Origin of the sequence: Lacrimispora sp. BS-2, assembly GCF_040207125.1 — a bacterium.
Lineage (GTDB): Bacteria > Bacillota > Clostridia > Lachnospirales > Lachnospiraceae > Lacrimispora.
Map to the genome: position 1 here is coordinate 326,740 of NZ_CP157940.1, position 18,970 is coordinate 345,709.

Below are 18,970 nucleotides of genomic sequence, written 5' to 3' on the forward strand. Positions count from 1 at the left end.
CAGTAGTTTCGGCGTCTTCTACTGTTAATATAAATATTAATCCAGTAAAAGGAGATACCAGTATGTACAAGAGTTTTAGTATGGAACTGGCCGGCAGAACATTAACCGTTGATGTCGGCAGAGTAGCAAAGCAGGCAAGCGGCGCGGTACTTATGCACTATGGCGATACCGTAGTATTAGCAACCGCAACTGCGTCTGACAAACCAAGAGACGGAATTGATTTCTTCCCGCTGAGCGTAGAATACGAAGAAAAATTATACGCCGTAGGAAAGATCCCAGGCGGCTTCAACAAAAGAGAGGGAAAAGCGTCTGAGAATGCAATTTTGACCTCCCGTGTCATTGACCGTCCAATGAGACCTCTGTTTCCAAAAGATTACCGTAACGATGTGACTTTAGATAACATCGTTATGTCTGTAGACCAGGATTGCAGTCCGGAGCTGACAGCGATGTTAGGCTCAGCCATTTCAACCTGCATTTCCGATATTCCTTTTAACGGACCCTGTGCTTCCACCCAGGTGGGACTTGTAGACGGAGAACTCGTCATCAACCCGACCCAGTCCCAGAAGCAGGTTTCCGACATGGCGCTTACGGTTGCATCTACAAGAGAGAAAGTCATCATGATCGAGGCCGGAGCCAATGAGGTACCGGAAGATAAGATGATCGAGGCCATTTTCAAGGCTCATGAAGTAAACCAGGAAATCATCAAATTCATTGACACCATCGTAGCAGAGTGCGGAAAGCCGAAGCACCAGTACACCAGCTGCGCAGTGCCGGAAGAGTTATTTGCTGCCATCAGGGAAATCGTTACTCCTGAGGAGATGGAAGTTGCCGTATTTACCGATGAAAAGCAGATAAGAGAAGAAAACATCCGTAAGATCACCGCAAAACTGGAAGAAGCCTTTGCAGAAAAGGAAGAATGGCTGTCAGTGCTTGGAGAAGCCATTTACCAGTACCAGAAAAAGACCGTCCGCAAGATGATCTTAAAAGACCATAAGCGTCCTGACGGCCGTGCCATGGATCAGATCCGTCATCTGGCAGCGGAAATCGATATGCTTCCAAGAGTTCATGGTTCCGCCATGTTCACCCGCGGCCAGACTCAGATTTTAAATATTTGTACCTTGGCCCCATTATCAGAAAGCCAGAGATTAGACGGCATTGATGATATGGAAACCTCCAAGAGATATATGCACCACTACAATTTCCCATCCTTCTCCGTAGGAGAGACAAGGCCTTCCAGAGGACCTGGACGCCGGGAGATCGGCCATGGCGCCCTGGCAGAGAGAGCACTCATTCCGGTTCTTCCGTCTGAGGAAGAATTCCCCTATGCGATCCGTACCGTTTCCGAGACCATGGAATCCAATGGATCTACCTCCCAGGCAAGCATCTGTTCCTCCTCCATGTCCTTAATGGCTGCCGGTGTTCCTATTAAATCGGCTGTTGCAGGTATTTCCTGCGGACTTGTTACAGGAGATTCCGATGACGATTATATCGTCTTAACCGATATTCAGGGTCTGGAAGATTTCTTCGGTGATATGGACTTTAAGGTAGGCGGCACCCACAAGGGTATCACTGCGATCCAGATGGATATTAAGATCCACGGCCTTACAAGACCGATCATTGAGGAAGCCATCCGCACCACCAGAGAGGCAAGGCTTTACATTCTTGATGAGGTTATGGCAAAAGCCATTGCAGAGCCGCGTAAGGAAGTAGGTAAGTATGCTCCGAAGATCGACCAGATTTCCATTGATCCTCAAAAGATCGGCGATGTGGTCGGAAAGCAGGGGAAGGTGATCAATAAGATCATTGAAGAAACCGGCGTGAAGATCGATATTAACGATGACGGAAATGTATCCGTATGCGGAACCGATCAGGCCATGATCGACCGTGCGATCCAGATCATTAAGAGCATTGTTACGGAAATCCAGGCAGGACAGATTTTCACAGGCAAGGTTGTCAGAATCATGAACTTTGGTGCTTTCGTTGAACTGGCTCCCAACAAGGATGGTATGGTTCACATTTCCAAGCTGTCTGATAAGAGGGTGGCAAAGGTTGAAGATGTTGTCAACATCGGTGACGAAGTGACCGTTAAGGTAATGGAAGTCGACAAGATGGGCAGAATCAACTTAAGCATGAAGCCGGGAGATCTGGCTGCAAAGGCAGAAGATAAAAAAGAGGAAAAAGAAGCAGAATAAAGCAGCTATGCCTTGTGGCAGACGGCAGGAAATAAAGTCATGTTAATGAAAATGTTTATTGACAAATGAACCATTAGAACGTATAATTGTCTGGATCGAAGACATAAATATCTGATTTATAATTGAATACGCTTCATTAAGAGGGAGTAGTTTTAATGCATCATCAACATCCTGACTGCCAAAGGGCAGCCTGGTGGTGCATGCCAGACAATGGTTACCAGACTTTTAATGTATTTATTCTGAATATTAAATATTTTTCAGAATAAGTGCATTAAAAGTCTTTTTCTTTTTCTTTTTGTGGCAATAATAAATCAGAGAGGTCAAACAGTACATGTTGATGCAGGCTGTCTCTATGGGCAGCAGAATGGAGGAAAGTTTGAAAGACTGGTATCAGAAAACAGAAAAAGAAGTATTAGAAGAGCTTCGTACATCAAAGGAAGGGCTAAGCGAAGAGGAAGCTGCCGGACTTCTTGCCAGCAAAGGAGAAAATATCCTGGAAGAAGGAAAGAAAAAAAGCACCCTTCAGGTATTTGCTGAGCAGTTCCGCGATCTGCTGGTGGTCATTCTGATTGCAGCGGCTGTCATTTCCATGCTTTCAGGAAATGTGGAAAGCACCATCGTCATAGTGGCGGTCATTGTGTTAAATGCGGTTCTTGGAACAGTGCAGCATGAAAAAGCCCAAAAATCCCTGGCCAGCTTAAAATCCTTATCATCACCAACGGCCAAGGTAATCCGGTCCGGACAAAAAATTGAGATCGCTTCAAGAGGCGTGGTTCCTGGAGATATCCTGCTTCTGGAAGCCGGAGATATGGTAGTGGCTGATGGAAGAATTCTTAATAATTATTCCCTTCAGGTAAACGAAAGCTCTCTGACCGGCGAATCCACCAATGTGGATAAGGAAGAGGGAACTCTTGAAATAGAAGCACCCCTGGCAGACCGGACTAATATGGTTTATTCCGGAAGCCTGGTTACTTACGGCAGGGCGGTAGTGGCTGTCACCGGAACAGGAATGGATACGGAGATCGGAAAGATCGCCAGCTTAATGAATGCTACAAAGGAGAAGAAAACTCCTTTGCAGGTCAGCTTAGACCAGTTCTCCAGCCGCCTTGCCATGGTCATCATGGTGATCTGCGCCCTGGTGTTCCTGTTAAGCATTTACCGTAAAATGCCGCTTTTAGATTCCCTGATGTTTGCGGTGGCTCTTGCCGTCGCTGCCATACCAGAGGCCTTAAGTTCCATCGTAACCATTGTTCAGGCAATGGGAACCCAGCGGATGGCCAGGGAAAACGCTATCATTAAAGAATTAAAAGCGGTAGAAAGCCTGGGCTGTGTTTCCGTTATCTGTTCCGATAAGACCGGAACCCTGACCCAGAATAAGATGACTGTACAGGAAATCTATGTGGACGGCAAAGTCTGTAAGCCGAATGAATTAGATCTTCGCAACCAGCTCCACCGGTACCTTCTTTATGATGCGGTGCTGACCAATGATTCTGCCATTGTGGAGGGAAAGGGGATCGGAGATCCTACGGAGTATGCCCTTCTTGAAATGGCGGGAAAAGTCAGCTTAAGCCATGATCTCATCAGAGAAATGATGCACCGTTTGGAAGAGCTTCCCTTTGATTCCGACCGGAAGCTGATGAGCACCAAATACCATCTCCATGGAGTTCCTACCATACTGACAAAGGGAGCGGTGGATGTATTGCTGTACCGGACCACCCATATCCGTACCGCTGAAGGAGTCAGGGAACTGTCAGAAAAGGACAGGGAGGAGATCCTTGAGCAGAATATGAGATTTTCAGAAAATGGGCTTCGGGTGCTTGCCTTTGCTTATAAGGAAGTGGAAGAGGATCATGTGCTTTCTTTAAATTCTGAAAACGGTTTTATCTTTATTGGGCTTATTTCCATGGTGGATCCGCCGAGAGAGGAATCGAAAGAAGCGGTAGCCGATGCCAAACGGGCAGGGATCCGTCCGGTAATGATCACCGGTGATCATAAGATCACGGCGACTGCCATAGCAAAGCAGATCGGTATTTTTGAAAACGGAGATATGGCTGTGACCGGTGCAGAATTAGACGCCATGACCGATGAAGAGCTGGACACAAATATTGCAAAGACCTCCGTATATGCCAGAGTATCACCGGAAAATAAGATCCGGATTGTAGATGCATGGCAGCGGCGGGGAAATGTTGTCTCTATGACAGGAGACGGAGTCAATGATGCGCCTGCCTTAAAGAAGGCTGACATCGGAGTGGCTATGGGAATCACCGGTACAGAGGTTTCCAAGGATGTCGCATCCATGATTCTGGCCGATGATAATTTTGCGACCATCATTAAGGCAGTTGCCAATGGCCGTAACGTGTACCGGAACATAAAAAACGCCATTCAGTTTTTGCTTTCCGGCAACATGGCAGGAATCATTTCCGTCCTTTATACATCCATCATGGCCCTTCCTATTCCCTTTGCTCCGGTTCATCTGCTGTTCATTAACCTGCTTACAGACTCCCTTCCGGCAATCGCCATTGGTATGGAGCCTGCGGAGCATGGCCTTCTTAACAGGAAGCCAAGAGATCCCAAAGAGGGAATCCTGTCCAGGGAATTTATGATTAAGATCCTGTCCCAGGGCGCATTGATTGCCATATGTACCATGACAGCTTTCCATATTGGTTTAAACCAGGGCAGTGCAGCTACAGCCAGCACCATGGCATTTTGTACCCTGACTCTTTCCCGGTTGTTCCATGGTTTTAACTGCAGAAGCCGCCATTCTATTTTCCGGCTGGGCTTTGCAAGCAACTGGTACAGCCTGGGAGCATTCCTGGCAGGCGTTTTCCTGCTAAGCCTTGTCATGTTTGTACCGTTCCTTGCAAAACTGTTTTCCGTTACGCCGCTTTCGGCCGGTCAGACCGGTATCGTATATGGCCTTGCGGTCATTCCTACGGCAATCATACAGCTTGTAAAAGTTATAAAAGAAAACAGGAAATAATTTCTTGATAAAAAAGAGGTTTAAACGCAAAAAAGTGTTGAACCTCTTTTTTAAAAATGATAAAATACTTCAGTAAATAAAAATTTAATATAGGAGAAGGGGACGACACATGACAGGACAACTTTCACTTAAAGTGAGAAATTGCGGACCGCTGTCCAGGCGGACGAAATTCCAAATTCTTGCCCTGGTGCCGATTTATTTTATTGTTGCAGGCTTCTTTCTGCAGCCGTTTGATGGAATTTGGAGGGGTATCATTACAATTGTCAGGGAGCCAGATTTCCTGATTACAGATTATTTTGCTATTGGCGGCGTAGGAGCAGCCTTTGTAAACGCGGGTTTATTAACCTTATTAAGTATTGCAATTGTGTATTTTCTTGGTATGGAGATGAGCGGCCATACTATAACTTCATGCTTTCTTATGTTTGGTTTTTCCTTGTTCGGGAAAAATATTATGAACATATGGGCTATCATGATGGGCATCTGCCTGTATTCTTATTATCACAAAACTTCCATTACACGTTATATTTATGTTGGCTTTTACGGGACTTCTTTGTCCCCGATCATCACACAGATCATGCAGATCGGTAATCTGCATCTGGTTCCCAGGCTCATCCTGAGCATTTTTGTTGGATTGAGCATTGGATTTGTGCTTCCGCCCTTATCCACTCATACCCACTATGCCCACAAGGGATATTCTCTTTATAATGTGGGGTTTTCCGCAGGTATTATTGCCACGGTCATAGTCTCCCTGTTTAAATCCTTTGGGATTTCCATAGAGAAAAGGCTTATCTGGTATGAGGGCGATAATAGGCTTTTTGCAGGCTTGCTTTTGTTCTTATTCTTTGGTATGATAATTTTTGCATTTATGCTGTCAAAGAATGTTGGGAAGCGTTATCTGAACATACTGAAAACCTACGGCATCAGCGGAACCGATTACGTAAAAAGTGAGGGATTTGCGCCTACTCTGCTTAATATGGGGATTAACGGTATTGCAGCAACGCTGATTCTTGTTGTGTTGGGAGGAGCTTTAAACGGACCTACCATTGGAGGGATATTCACCATTGTAGGCTTCAGCGCAACAGGAAAGCATCTTCGAAACATTTGTCCCATCATGATGGGGGTTATTCTCGGAGGGGTTATTCAGAACTGGAGCATCACCGATCCAAGTGCCCTTCTGGCCCTTTTATTGTCCACGACCCTTGCGCCGATTGCCGGTGAGTTCGGCGTTATAGCAGGTGTGATAGCAGGATTTCTTCATTCTGCGGCTGCCCTTAATGTAGGCATTGTTTACGGCGGAATGAATCTTTATAACAATGGCTTTGCAGGAGGCCTTATCGCCACCTTCCTGGTACCGGTCTTTCAGTCTATCAGGGACAGAAGCGCCCGGGCCAAGGTCCATGATTCCTTATAGCTCATGAGAAACAGGAGCAGGAATAAAATTTAACCTCATTAAGCAGGAATGCGGATATCCGATTGATTTTGAGAACAGGAAAATTTGAAAATGTTGTATCAGATAAAGGATGGGACAGTCACTGCCGGAGGCAGCATGATCCTGTCACATATTGATTTTGAAATACACGGCAAGGAAAAGATTGCTGTGGTAGGAAACAACGGAGCCGGAAAAACCACACTTTTAAGGCTGATAGCCGGAGAAGTGGATCTGGACCGGGATGATAAGCGGGAAGGCCCTGGAATCACCAGTTCCAGAAAACTGACCGTAGGATACTTAAAACAGCAGGCATTTGAGGATAAGGACAGGACAGTGGAGGAAGAACTGCTGTCCTCTTGTCCGTTTGGGGATTCCTTTACTACAGAGCGGTTTGAGTATGAACGGGAATATGATACGCTGTTTACCGGATTTGGATTTACAAAGGAAGATAAGAAGAAAAGGATTTCCCAGTTTTCCGGCGGAGAGCAGACAAAGATCGCCCTTATCCATCACCTGCTGTTAAAACCGGATATCCTGCTTTTAGACGAGCCTACCAATCATCTGGATATTCAGGCAGCGGAATGGCTGGAGCAGTATATGAAGCAGTATGAAAAATCAGTGGTAATGGTATCCCATGACCGCTTTTTTCTGGACCAGACGGCATCCGTGGTATATGAGCTGTCGGGCAGGAAGCTTACCCGGTACCCGGGAAACTACACCCATTACCGGGAAGAAAAAAGGAAGGCGGTCAGGATACAGACAAAAGCCTATGAACGGCAGCAGGAAGAGATCAAACGCTTAAATGATCTGGTGGAACGGTTTAAGAATAAACCCCGCAAGGCCGCATTTGCCAGGGAAAAAAGAAAGGCAATCGATCGGATGGGCCAGGCAGTGAAGCCGGTGGAAGAGGATATCCACATGTTCACAGGGCCTTTGGAACCGGCTTTCTTAGGCAGTAAATGGGTTTTTGAAGCGGAACATTTGAAGATCGGTTATGATCATCCCCTTATGGAGCTGACCATGAGGATCCGCAGGGGGCAGAAGATCGGAATCCTTGGCCCAAACGGAGCAGGAAAAAGCACCTTTTTGAAAACAGTGGCAGGTCTTATTCCTCCGGTCACCGGGGAGTATTCTCTGGGAAACCAGATTACCATGGGATATTTTGACCAGCATTCTTCGGAAATTGATTCCCATAAATCAGTTGCCCGGCACTTCCATGATCTGTTTCCCTCCCTGACAGAAAAAGAAGTGCGGAGCATTTTGGGGGCATACCTGTTTGGTGGCAAAGAGGCTGAAAAACGGGTTGGCCTCCTGTCAGGAGGAGAAAAGGCAAGGCTTGTCCTGGCAGAGCTTTTGCAGAGCAGGCCCAATTTTCTGATTCTGGATGAACCTACTAACCACATGGATATCAGGGCAAAGGAAACCCTGGAATCTGCATTCCGGGCTTATACGGGCACCATTTTATTTGTATCCCATGACCGTTATTTTTTAAGCCGGGTAGCAGAATCAGTTCTCATCTTTGAGAACCAGTCCGCCTTCTACTATCCATTCGGTTATGAGCATTATCTGGAGCGGAGCAAAAGGGCAGAAAATGGAGAAGGGCTTGCGGCTCAGATAAGGGCGGAGGAGCAGGCTCTGATCGCCGGAATACGGGCAGTCCCCAAGGCAGAAAAACACAGGCTGAGAGAAATACCGGTGGAGGAAGCCTATTTGGATTGGAAGCTTGGACTGGTTCTGGAACGGCTTTTGCCGGCAAGGGATAAGGTAATGGAACTGACTGCTGCCATGGAGGAGATGAAGGAAAGATGGCTGGAATCGGAAGACTTCTGGACGGAAGGAGAGTGGGAAGAATCCGGCCGTTATGAGGAACTGAAAAAAGAGCGGCAAAAGGCATGGGAGGAGTGGCATGAGCTATGCCTGGAATGGTTTGATACGGCTTATGAGGAAGAGAGGTAAGAGCCTGTTCCATAATAAATCTGCATTGCCGGTGTACACTATAAAATATAAAAAATGAGCTTTGAAAGCTGATACGCTCCCCTTATTATAGGACATTTATATTTCATTGTCCATACAGGGGAGCATATCGCCAATCAAGGCTCATTTTTTATATAGTATTTGGACTGGACTATTTTAGAACAGCCCTATGTAATCTTAGAATATCCTGTCCAATCAATACTTGCCTGTATAATCATAGGCTGTTGCTGCTTCGGTATAATATTCCGGTTCCGCACTCTCAAAGGAAGGCACGTATTCTTTATGAAAATCCGTTTGCTCTCCGTTTAACTTGAATCTTCCGACTTCCTGCTGCAGTGTCTCGGACTGGGCAGCCAGCTCTTCACTGGAAGCGGAGCTTTCTTCTGCGGTTGCTGCGTTAGTCTGTATTACAGCAGATACCTGTGACAGCCCCTGGTTGATCTGGTCGATTGCCATGACCTGCTCGGAAGAAGCTGATTCGATTTCCTGGATCGCCTGTTCCACAAACCTTGATTTTTCCTCCACTTCCTTAAGGATTCTTGCAGTATCAGCTGCCATTTGCCTGCCTTCTGTAACGGCTTCTACGGAATGGACGATAAGGTTTGCCGTTTCTTTTGCCGCCTCAGCAGATTTTATTGCAAGGTTCCTCACTTCATCAGCTACCACTGCGAATCCCTTTCCGGCGCTGCCGGCACGGGCGGCTTCAATGGCGGCATTTAAGGCAAGAATATTTGTCTGGAAGGCGATGTCCTCAATCACCTTCGTGATGTTTGAAATTTCTTCGGAAGCTGCGTTGATCTTATTCATAGAAGCATTCAGGCTTTGCATGCGTGTATTGCTTTCGTTGACTCCGGCTCCGTTTTGTTCTACGTATTTATATGCCAAACGGACATTGTCTGCATTTTGGCTTGCCTGTCTTGATACGGTTGTAATGGCTGCGTTAAGCTCTTCCACGGTTGCGGCCTGTTCTGTAGAGCCGGAAGCCAGGGCCTGTGCTGCGGAGGATACCTGACCTGCGCCGCTATTGACCTGTTCGGCTGCCGTGCTTATAAGAAGCAGGGTCCGATTGAGATCCTTTTCAATTTTACGAAGTGCCAGACCAAGTACGTCTTCCTCAGAACGAAGGGGGATTTCCTGTGTAAAATCTCCATTGCTGACTTTTTCGGCAATGAGAACCTGAGCCCGGATGCCAGACAGCATGGAGGTAAAAGCAGAGGCAAGCTGACCGGTTTCATCCTTGGAGTTTACATCCTTTAAGTCAACATCCACATGCCCAAGAGCGATTTTGTCGGCAGCCTTTACGATCTGCCCGATAGGCAGGCTGATCATGCGGGAAATTCTTAAGCCAAAGTATATGGCAATGGCTGTTCCTGCTAAAAAGATGACGCAAAGAATAATGGTGAGGATGATTGCGGTAGAGTCGTTGGTTTTACTGCTCTCACTGGCAACCCTCATCCGGACATCCACCAGCTTGTCATAATTATCAAATATCTTTTGGATGTTGTCCTTCTCATTATCAAAAGCATGCAATGCTGTGTCTTTAGATCCCTGTTTGGCTACGTTTAAGCATTTTTGAATAGAGGGATCAAAGGAATCATTAAATAACTGGGCTGCCTCATCAATTAAAGTGAGGGCTTCTGTATTTTTGATGCTTGTCCGGTACTCGGCAGAGCTGGTAAGAAAGTTGTTCTTTGCTTCCCTATAGCTTTGCTCCAGGGTTTCCAGTTCCGTGGTGTTACCGGCATGAATGACCATTGCGTTGGCATCTGCGCGAAGCTGATACAGATTTTTGGTGGCAATGATTAAGTCTTTCATGGGAACCGTCTGCTCTTTGTACAAAAAGGTGTCCAACCTGTTGATCCGGGCCATGCCTAAAACGCCTGTGATGCCGATCACAAGCATAATAAGTGCCATGCTGAGAAAGGCTGTAAGCAATTTTTTGGTGATGCTGTAGTCCTTGAATTTCTTCATACTGATACCTCCTGGTTTTTCATTAGTTTCCTTATGTATGATCGTTTTCATTTGGTTTGTCATGTTCCTCAAAACACGAACTGGTAGTATACATACAACGTCTGAAGCCCCGTTTTCGGTATACAATATGAACCAATATTTTGTGAACATCCCAAGGCAGAAATTTTACTAAAAACCTGCCATCCATTTTTAGACAAATATCGACATTGTTCATTATATAATACATAATTATTGTTTGTCAATCGAAAGAAAAAGAGTGTAAAATTTGAGGATTAAATTTATTTTGATAGATAATAAAAAGTATTTTGTTTAAATTTTAAAACATTCATTTTTATAAATTTGAACATGAGAAAAAAGTATTTTAAAAACAGGGGCAATGAGAAGTTTTCTGGACTTTTGGGCCCGGGAAAGCTGCTGTGTGTGGGAAAGGTACAGATATCCACAGTATGATATGATCGAAAGAACGAAACAGGTTTTATGGATTGCTGCACCTTATGTTTTTCAGGGTGGTGCAGTGTCAGATAAAATTCATATGGAAAATGATATAAAATATGATACAATGGCTAAGGCGGCAAGAGGAAGCTTTAGCTGAGAACGTCTTACCATAGGAGAAGGCATGCATGAAAGAAAATAAGTCTATGATTAATGTTGTGATTGATGGGATTTCCGGAATATTTCTGCCCATTATAAACCTGCTAAGCGCAGCAGGAATCTTGAAGGGAATATTGGCCATTTTAACGGCAGCAAATATTCTGTCAGGAACAAGTGAAACTCATCTGGTGTTAAATGCCATGGCAGACAGTTTGTTTTATTTTCTGCCTATGATACTGGCATTTACCGCGGCAAGGAAGTTTGGTGCGGATCCATTTACTGCGGTGGTTATTGGAGGAGTACTTTTGTATCCTTCTTTAACGAAAGTATTTGAGTCGGGCACTGACATTCTTTTCGCCGGAATACCAATGAAGGCCGTTATATATCATTCCGGTGTAATACCCATTATCCTTGCGGTAGGATTGCTTGTATATGTGGAGCGGCTGGTAAATAAAATATTGCCGGATCTGATAAAAGGTTTTCTGGCACCTTTAATCTGTATTGTGGTAGTTGGACTGGTCACTTTGTTTGTATTTGGGCCAATAGGAAATGTAATAGGAGACGGACTGGCTGCTGCTTATGAGTTTGTGTATCATATCAGTCCTATGATTGCAGGGGCGATTTTGGGAGCAGTGATCCAGCCAATGGTTATTTTTGGATTCCACTGGAGTTTTGTACTGGTTGCCATGAACAACATTACTGTAAAGGGCTCCGATACCATACTGGCTTTAATCGGACCGCCGGTATTTGCCCAGGCAGGTGCGGCCCTTGCGGTATGTTTAAAAAGTAAGGATAAAAAGTTCCGCTCCCTTTGTCTGTCCGCCGTATTGTCCGCCTGTTTTGGAGTTACGGAACCGGCCATGTTCGGCGTGAATCTGCCCCTAAAAAAGCCTATGGTTGCAGTATGCATCGGCGGCGGTGTGGGCGGTGCCATAGCAGGACTTTCAGGAGCCCAGGCCATGACCTTCGCATTTCCAAGTGTAGTTACATTGCCTGTTTTTCTGGGAAAGGGATTTGGTTTGTTTGTTTTAAGCTGCTTTGTTGGATTTTTAACGGCATTTTTGCTGACGATTTTCCAGAAAGTGGAGGGGCCGGCTGTCTAAAGACCAGGCAGGCCAAGTCAGAACAGGTTATAAATTCCCATTCTATATCATGGGGAAGAAGGAATAAAGGACAGGCGGTTTATCTGCCTGTCCTTTCGCATACCGGAAAGCCGGGTAAGTGTCAGTGGATCCTCATTATTTCATTGGCCCACACCGCTGCCAGATTTACTGCCCCATGGAATCCCGCAAGGGGAGGTTCATAGGAATGCCGCCAGATGTCATCAGGTGCTGCAATCTGCAGGCTTTGGTCTTTTTTAGCCATACGCAGCAGCTCGCCGCTGCCCATAAGGATGCCCCTTGGATCGCCGGCAATCCTCTCTTTGGCATCATCATCCAGATAAGCCATATGAGGGCAGTCGCAATAACAATCGGCTTTTGTGAAACCAAAACATTCTTTACCATATTCACCGATTCCTTGCACTACATCGGCATGTCCGGCAGAAGATCTTTCCCTATCATCATACCACAGGTGTTCTGTTATGAAAAAGGTATTCGCAGAAACATCATGAACTTTACAAAAAGGCTATTGAGAAAAAGACTCATTCCTTCTTTCATATCTGCATTGACAACAGGTTACCTCCCCGATATACTGAGATGGCAATAGTTAGCTTAGACTAACTGAAAACAGGAGGATGCAATGGTTAAGAAAGAGTTGATTCAAAAAGCAGTGGCACCAATATTGACAGCCGCTTGTGTACTTTCCCAGTTTGGCATAGCCTGGGCGGGCGTTACAGGCAGTTCCACGGCAATCAGAGAGAGGGGCATATACATACAAGGCGACTGGAAATATGAAAATGAAAGCTGGAAGCATTATGAGGGCACAGGAACCTTAAGTGCCGGCTGGATCCAGAAGGCATCGGGCTGGTATTATCTTCGCCCGGAAGACGGAACCATGATGACAGGATGGTTTCAGGATGATAAGGGAATAAAGTACTATCTCAATACTTCCAATGATGGTACAGAGGGGCAGATGCGCTCCGGCTGGTACCAGGATGGAAGCGGAACATGGTACTTTTTTAATACGGCCAATGAGGGAACCTTCGGGGCCATGAAGACAGGGTGGCAGTGGATTGACGGATATTGCTATTATTTTAATGCTGCTGACGGAACAGACATGGGAAAGATGTATACAGGCCAGACAACTCCGGATGGATATTTTGTCAATGGAGAAGGCTGCTGGGCGGAGTCTGACGGTAACGTCCATTATGAGGCGGGCAGAGGCTTAGCTTCGGTGCCTGCGTCAGAAAACACAAAGAAAACAGCATCTTCCGGTGGGGGAAGCAGTTCCTCTGGAAGAAACAGTTCCTCAAGTGGAGGCAGTTCCTCCGGCAATGAGAATAACGGAAGCAGTCCCAATGGGAATGAGGGCAATCATAACGAAGAAAGCAGAAACCAGGAAGGCAAGGATGTTTTTGTTAATGAGGAAAAGACAAAACTGGTAGACTTAGGCTGGATACAATATGCAGTAATTGCTTTCCAGGAAGGAAGTATAGACGATTATACCATTGATGCAGATGGGACAGATATTACAGATGTATGCACAAGCGTAGACGATGACGGAACTGTGGTTAAATGGCAGACGACCTTATGGAATCCTGGTACCATTACAGTTACCAGGATTTCTGACGGCAAAGAGCAGAAGGTAAAGGTTGGAAAGGGCTCTATGGCAGAATTGCCGGAAAGAGGCAGCCTTGATTCGGCTCCCAGTGCGATCCTGACCAACGGCTCCATATCAGTCTTTGATTATTGGCTGGATAATTACGATAATGACGGCAATGTACGTGTAAGACCTGAGAAGACTACCTTTCGTTTAAGCGGAAAGAGTCAGGAGGCTTCTCCTGAGGTGCCTGCTGATTATTACCTCCCGGATACCATGATTGATAAAGATGGAAAGGGCAGGATCCAGCTTAAGCTGTCTTTAAAGACGCTGGCACAGGAAAAATGGTTTGACCAGTTAAAAGCCATTAAGGCTCTGGATGCTGAGAACTCTATTTTAAACAAGAACCTTGTTTTTACTACTGCAATCGAAACAGAATATGGAAAAACAGGAGTAATTACAATCCAGCTTCCTCAGACTAACCTTTTTACCCGTGGGCGTTATCAGCTGAATCTGTCTTCCGGATCCAGTAAGGCAACCATGAATGTGCCCCTCCATCTTGTGGACAACAGGCTTTTTGTGATGAACTTAAATGCCTTAAATCCCAGTCCAAAGCAGGGAGAAGACTTTGCCTTTCATATTACTGGACCGACTGGGGAAAGCTTTGGAACAGAAATCCTGTCACCGATTTACAGGGTGGATCTGACAATGCCTTCAGGAAAAGTAAAGTCTCTTACAGAAATAAACCAATGGTATGAGATTGGCCCTATGCTTCATATCTGCGGTACAGATACGGATGATAATGTGATTACGGATGAAAGCGGTATCTATACGGTTACTGCATATGCAAATGGCTACCAGACAATGTCTAAGAAGGTGGAAGTGGGCAGCAATTCCCAGTCTGAAGCAGGTGACATCAAAATTCATGCAATGGCAGGATCTTACAGCATTGACGCCATGTCCAGTGCTACGGTTGTCATACCGGATGGCGGTTCCGGCGGCTCCGGCTCTTCCGGAGGTTCAAAAATGAACGGATTCCTGATATTTGACCATGACCTGCTGGCAAATGCATTGATTTTACATGAGATCGACCATGTAAGTGAGGACAGCGAGGCAGTCGTGCAGTGGTGGTATGACCAGAAAGCACAGGCTGTTATGGATGAAAACGCTGAGGTTTTTTATGATTTTACCCATTATTTAAATGCCGTTAAAGATGAGAAGCTGGGGGCTGGTAAATATCTTTCCTTTGAAAAATACAAGGAGATCCAGGCAGGAGGAGAGACTTTAAACCGCCCATACCAGATTAAGCGGGTCCTGGAAGACGGAAAATTAGGAACAGTTGAAAGTCTTCTTTCTGTAGTAGGAAAGGCGGCTCCGGCCCTTAAGGGTGCAGAAGGAAAGCTGGGCGAGGATCTGGTGCTGACTTCTGATAAGGATTTGGAGTATATCTCCAAGATAACAGCACTTTATCTGGACAATTCTGCAATCGCTCTTAGAAGTGATGATTACATTAGAGCTTATAAGATCAGCGAGGCAAAGGAAAGCGTTTCCATTCTGTCAAAAACACAAGGAACAGGAGGCGGTACACTTCAGCTTACGGAAGGGGAACACAAGCTGCGAGTTGTGGCAGAAGGATACAAGGAGCAGACGGTTGTTTTACATGTTGTTAAGGAATTGGAAAAGTTTAATCTTTCTCTGGCTGATAACCCTGACAGGGCTGAGGCTGAGGAAACGACAGCTTACCATGTGGGACAGATGGTTTCCATCAATGCGGCAGCCGATGAAGCCGATGAAAGCCAGGAGAAGCTTCGCGGTGATTTTATGAAGAACTTAACAGGGGTGACTCTGACCGGCCCGGATGACAATACAAGGAAAGTGCTCTCCAAGGAACAGGGAGGATTGTTCAGCCAGGACAATTATGAAAAAGGAGAATATTCTCTCACACTTCAGAAAGATCTGTTTCAGAAGGCCGGCAGGTATACGGTTCTGGTGACTGCTGAAGGGTACACTGCCAAGACCCTGACCTTTGAGATCCTGGAAGCTGCCGGAAAACCGGCTGAAAATGAAAAATCAGCTCCTGGTGTGGAAACGACAAAATACGCGAAAGCAGCAATCTCCAATCCGGCATATTACCGTGTAACCTTTGACGTGACAGATGAGAAGGCAGCAAAAGAGTACCTGAATGCAGATAAAACAGTTTTTGTAAACGGAATTCCTTATAAAAAGGTCATATCGTTCTCAGGTTCCAAACCAAATGAATTTAAAGTATCAAAGGATGAATCCTATGGAGTTGTGAAATATCTTGACTTCACAGCAGATGGCTTTACAGAAGAAGAAAATGAAGTGGTTATTGAGGTAAATGGCTACGAGACATTGACGTTTATTGTTCCGTTATCTGCCTCTGAAACAGGTGTGGAAGGAAAGAGTGCTTCTGTCTCCCTTAAGGCAGAGGAAAAGGCTGCAGAAATGAAGGAAGAACCGGCAGAAACTGAGGAAGAGAAAACAGAAGAACCAAAGGAAGAACCGGCAGAAACTGAGGAAGAGAAAACAGAAGAACCGAAGGAAGAACCGGCAGAAACTGAGGAAGAGAAAACAGAAGAACCGAAGGAAGAACCGGCAGAAACTGAGGAAGAGAAAACAGAAGAACCGAAGGAAGAACCGGCAGAAACTGAGGAAGAGAAAGCAGAAGAACCGAAAGTAGAACCGAAAGAAGAACCGGCGGGAACAGCGGAAGACAAGACAGAAGACACTAAGAAAGAAACCGTAGAAATCAAGGAGGAAAACGCAAAAGAAGCTGCAGAGAGCAAGACAGAATAAATTCAGAAAGATATTGTAAAAACCAATGAGAAAGCTTCTGACTGCCAGGGAAAAGAGCCGAAGGAAGAAGTGAAAATCATAAAACGGCTGATGTGTCAGTTGGAGAATTAACAGGTGAATTAAAACACAGTGTAAAAGAGGGGAACAGTTCAATTTACCCCTCTTTTTCATATTTAATTTTAAATATATTTTAATCATTTTTCAAGAATCGGTATTCTGGAAAAATATTTTTAAACATGGCATTTGCCTGATAAAGTATGGGCGAAACAATGCACAGCTTACGATGCTCCCCACCACCAGATCCATGGGAAAGAGTTGATGGTACAGTAAAACAGGATCAGGTTTGGAGCGGCTGACAGCCATACCGTGAATAAGAAACGAATTGACAGAAAACTATAGTCAAGAGTATAATCGTTTCATAACTAGAGACCATTAATACGAATTGAAGGTAAGGAATATGAATTATATTAAAAGTAACAGCCAGCCGGTTTCCGCTGATTATGTTTTCAACAACATCAGAAAACGTATTTTAAAGCTGGAATTAGAGCCTGGAACCAGGATCAGTGAAAATCAGATGGCAGAAGAATACGGGGTATCAAGAACCATCATCCGTAACGCCTTTGCAAGGCTGAATCAGCTTGGGCTTCTTACGGTGTACCCCCAAAGAGGAACCTATGTAAGCCTGATTGATTTAAAACTCATCGGAGACCTGTTGATTTTAAGGACTGCCGTGGAAAAGGAAGAGCTTTACGAGCTGTTGTCCCAGAGGGACGAAGAGAAAATTAATAAGCTTGTAAAAGAACTGGAGGATAATTTAGAAAAGCAGGAGGCCTACCGGAATGTAGAAGGGTATGACCTGGAATTTCAAAAGCTGGATTCGGCATTCCACCGGGCCATTGCAGAAAGTGTGGAACGGTATAATCTTATAAAATTGCTGGAGGATTTAATGCTCCACATTTCAAGATGGCGGAATTTCGACGTGGCACTTGGCAAACGGATGCCCTTCCTGATCGATGAGCACCGCAGGATCGTCGATGAAATCAAAGGCGGCGATTTTGTCAAAGCCCAGCAGGCTATGGCAGATCATCTGGAAACCATATCTGAAATCAGGGCCAAAGCAAAGGAAAGGTATTCTCAGTATTTCTTAAACATTTAATCCGGCTGGACAAGAAGAAATGGCCGGAAATCCGCAGCCATATGGATTTTAAGCTATTTGCAGTAAAAACAGCCGATTATTTGTTTGTAAGAAAGAGATTGTCACAAATTAGACGATTGCCAGGAGAGAAGGAGAGAGGCATCGTTTGAATCAAGTTCCATATAATATATAAAGAGCATCCTGTTTTTTTAAAAAGTTATTGACAAATTGAACAAATTTTGATAATCTATGCATGAAAAAGTGTATCTTAGTTACATTTTATTTTTTATATTAACTTGTATACAAGGATACACTTTTTCATAATTGCAACTTGTATACATGTATACATATATATTTTTTTCGAAAAGATCGTTATAAAATAGACAAAGAAAGGAAATAGCCATGTTCACATTAGGAGTTGACATAGGCTCTACCACCTCCAAAGCGGTCATTCTGAAAGACGGACAGGAGATTCTGGCCACTTCTCTGGTTGGGGCGGGGACAGGAACCGACGGACCGGACCGGGCAATTGAGGCAGTACTTTTGGCAGGGAGCCTGAAGCTGGAAGAGATAACCTCTGTCTATGCCACCGGTTATGGGAGGAAGCTGTTGAAAAATGCCGACGGTGAGATGAGTGAACTGAGCTGCCATGCAAGGGGCGTCCACCACCTGCTCCCGGAAGTGCGGACCATCATCGATATCGGCGGCCAGGATGCAAAGGTGCTTTCCCTGGGGGCTGACGGGCGTCTGACGGAATTTTTGATGAATGACAAATGTGCGGCAGGAACCGGACGGTTTCTGGATGTCATGGCAGGAATCCTTCAGCTTAAGATTGAGGATCTGGAAAAACAGGCGGCCCTTTCAAGTCAGCCAGTTAAAATATCCAGTACCTGTACCGTATTTGCTGAATCCGAGGTCATATCCCAACTGGCAAATGGAGTCCAGATCCCGGATCTGGTTGCCGGTATCTGCCAGTCTGTAGCCAGCAGAGTGGCGTCTCTGGCGAAGCGGACCGGTGTGAAAGAAACAGTGTGTATGAGCGGCGGCGTTGCCAAAAATGGCGGAGTACGAAAAGCCATGGAGCAGGAGCTGGGCCTTCCAATTACCTATTCGCCAATGGCTCAGCTCATGGGTGCTTTAGGAGCGGCGCTTTACGCTTATGATAAATTATAAAAGGAGGA

Annotated in this window: 10 protein-coding genes; 8 read left to right on the forward strand and 2 right to left on the reverse strand. The window is 45.4% G+C overall.

Translation table 11 applies throughout. From position 1 onward, the window contains the following. Positions 1 to 62: 62 nt before the first annotated feature. The 4 genes from ABFV83_RS01600 (at position 63) to ABFV83_RS01615 (ending at position 8,557) form a co-directional block, all read left to right on the forward strand. Positions 63 to 2,192: a polyribonucleotide nucleotidyltransferase gene (locus ABFV83_RS01600; RefSeq protein ID WP_349947199.1), complete on the forward strand. Its 2,130-nt coding sequence runs from the start codon at positions 63 to 65 to the stop codon at positions 2,190 to 2,192. A gap of 376 nt (positions 2,193 to 2,568) precedes the next feature. After that, positions 2,569 to 5,172, forward strand: a complete 2,604-nt coding sequence (locus tag ABFV83_RS01605) for a cation-translocating P-type ATPase (RefSeq protein WP_349948846.1) — start codon at positions 2,569 to 2,571, stop codon at positions 5,170 to 5,172. Between the two features lie 109 nt (positions 5,173 to 5,281). Beyond that, positions 5,282 to 6,583: a DUF1576 domain-containing protein gene (locus ABFV83_RS01610; RefSeq protein WP_349947200.1), complete on the forward strand. Its 1,302-nt coding sequence runs from the start codon at positions 5,282 to 5,284 to the stop codon at positions 6,581 to 6,583. 90 nt (positions 6,584 to 6,673) lie between these two features. Next, positions 6,674 to 8,557 (forward strand): ABC-F family ATP-binding cassette domain-containing protein, encoded by a 1,884-nt coding sequence (locus tag ABFV83_RS01615; RefSeq protein WP_349947201.1) that lies wholly within the window; start codon positions 6,674 to 6,676, stop codon positions 8,555 to 8,557. A gap of 213 nt (positions 8,558 to 8,770) precedes the next feature. Here the strand turns inward: ABFV83_RS01615 and ABFV83_RS01620 are convergent, their stop codons facing one another. Next, positions 8,771 to 10,546: a methyl-accepting chemotaxis protein gene (locus tag ABFV83_RS01620; protein WP_349947202.1), complete on the reverse strand. Its 1,776-nt coding sequence runs from the start codon at positions 10,544 to 10,546 to the stop codon at positions 8,771 to 8,773. Between the two features lie 620 nt (positions 10,547 to 11,166). On the opposite strand from ABFV83_RS01620, the gene ABFV83_RS01625 reads away from it, so the two are divergent. Beyond that, positions 11,167 to 12,240 (forward strand): PTS transporter subunit EIIC, encoded by a 1,074-nt coding sequence (locus tag ABFV83_RS01625; protein ID WP_349947203.1) that lies wholly within the window; start codon positions 11,167 to 11,169, stop codon positions 12,238 to 12,240. Between the two features lie 121 nt (positions 12,241 to 12,361). Here the strand turns inward: ABFV83_RS01625 and ABFV83_RS01630 are convergent, their stop codons facing one another. Further along, positions 12,362 to 12,661 (reverse strand): hypothetical protein, encoded by a 300-nt coding sequence (locus ABFV83_RS01630; RefSeq protein ID WP_349947204.1) that lies wholly within the window; start codon positions 12,659 to 12,661, stop codon positions 12,362 to 12,364. 216 nt (positions 12,662 to 12,877) lie between these two features. On the opposite strand from ABFV83_RS01630, the gene ABFV83_RS01635 reads away from it, so the two are divergent. The 3 genes from ABFV83_RS01635 to ABFV83_RS01645 all read left to right on the forward strand — a co-directional run bounded on the left by ABFV83_RS01635 (position 12,878) and on the right by ABFV83_RS01645 (position 18,962). Beyond that, on the forward strand, positions 12,878 to 16,654 hold the full coding sequence (locus ABFV83_RS01635) for a hypothetical protein (RefSeq protein ID WP_349947205.1): 3,777 nt from the start codon (positions 12,878 to 12,880) through the stop codon (positions 16,652 to 16,654). 457 nt (positions 16,655 to 17,111) lie between these two features. Then, complete coding sequence (locus tag ABFV83_RS01640; protein ID WP_349947206.1) at positions 17,112 to 17,810, forward strand: GntR family transcriptional regulator; 699 nt, start codon at positions 17,112 to 17,114, stop codon at positions 17,808 to 17,810. A 381-nt stretch (positions 17,811 to 18,191) separates the two neighbouring features. Beyond that, the gene (locus ABFV83_RS01645) at positions 18,192 to 18,962 is read left to right on the forward strand and encodes an acyl-CoA dehydratase activase (RefSeq protein WP_349947207.1); all 771 of its coding nucleotides are present in this window, start codon (positions 18,192 to 18,194) and stop codon (positions 18,960 to 18,962) included. The last annotated feature ends 8 nt before the right edge of the window (positions 18,963 to 18,970 follow it).

What these genes read in the sequence shown, in the direction of transcription:
- ABFV83_RS01600 (WP_349947199.1), top strand. Translation starts at nt 63, where the DNA reads ATGTACAAGAGTTTTAGTATGGAACTGGCCGGCAGAACATTAACCGTT.
- ABFV83_RS01610 (WP_349947200.1), top strand. Translation starts at nt 5,282, where the DNA reads ATGACAGGACAACTTTCACTTAAAGTGAGAAATTGCGGACCGCTGTCC.
- ABFV83_RS01615 (WP_349947201.1), top strand. Translation starts at nt 6,674, where the DNA reads ATGTTGTATCAGATAAAGGATGGGACAGTCACTGCCGGAGGCAGCATG.
- ABFV83_RS01620 (WP_349947202.1), bottom strand. Translation starts at nt 10,546, where the DNA reads ATGAAGAAATTCAAGGACTACAGCATCACCAAAAAATTGCTTACAGCC.
- ABFV83_RS01625 (WP_349947203.1), top strand. Translation starts at nt 11,167, where the DNA reads ATGAAAGAAAATAAGTCTATGATTAATGTTGTGATTGATGGGATTTCC.
- ABFV83_RS01635 (WP_349947205.1), top strand. Translation starts at nt 12,878, where the DNA reads ATGGTTAAGAAAGAGTTGATTCAAAAAGCAGTGGCACCAATATTGACA.
- ABFV83_RS01640 (WP_349947206.1), top strand. Translation starts at nt 17,112, where the DNA reads ATGAATTATATTAAAAGTAACAGCCAGCCGGTTTCCGCTGATTATGTT.
- ABFV83_RS01645 (WP_349947207.1), top strand. Translation starts at nt 18,192, where the DNA reads ATGTTCACATTAGGAGTTGACATAGGCTCTACCACCTCCAAAGCGGTC.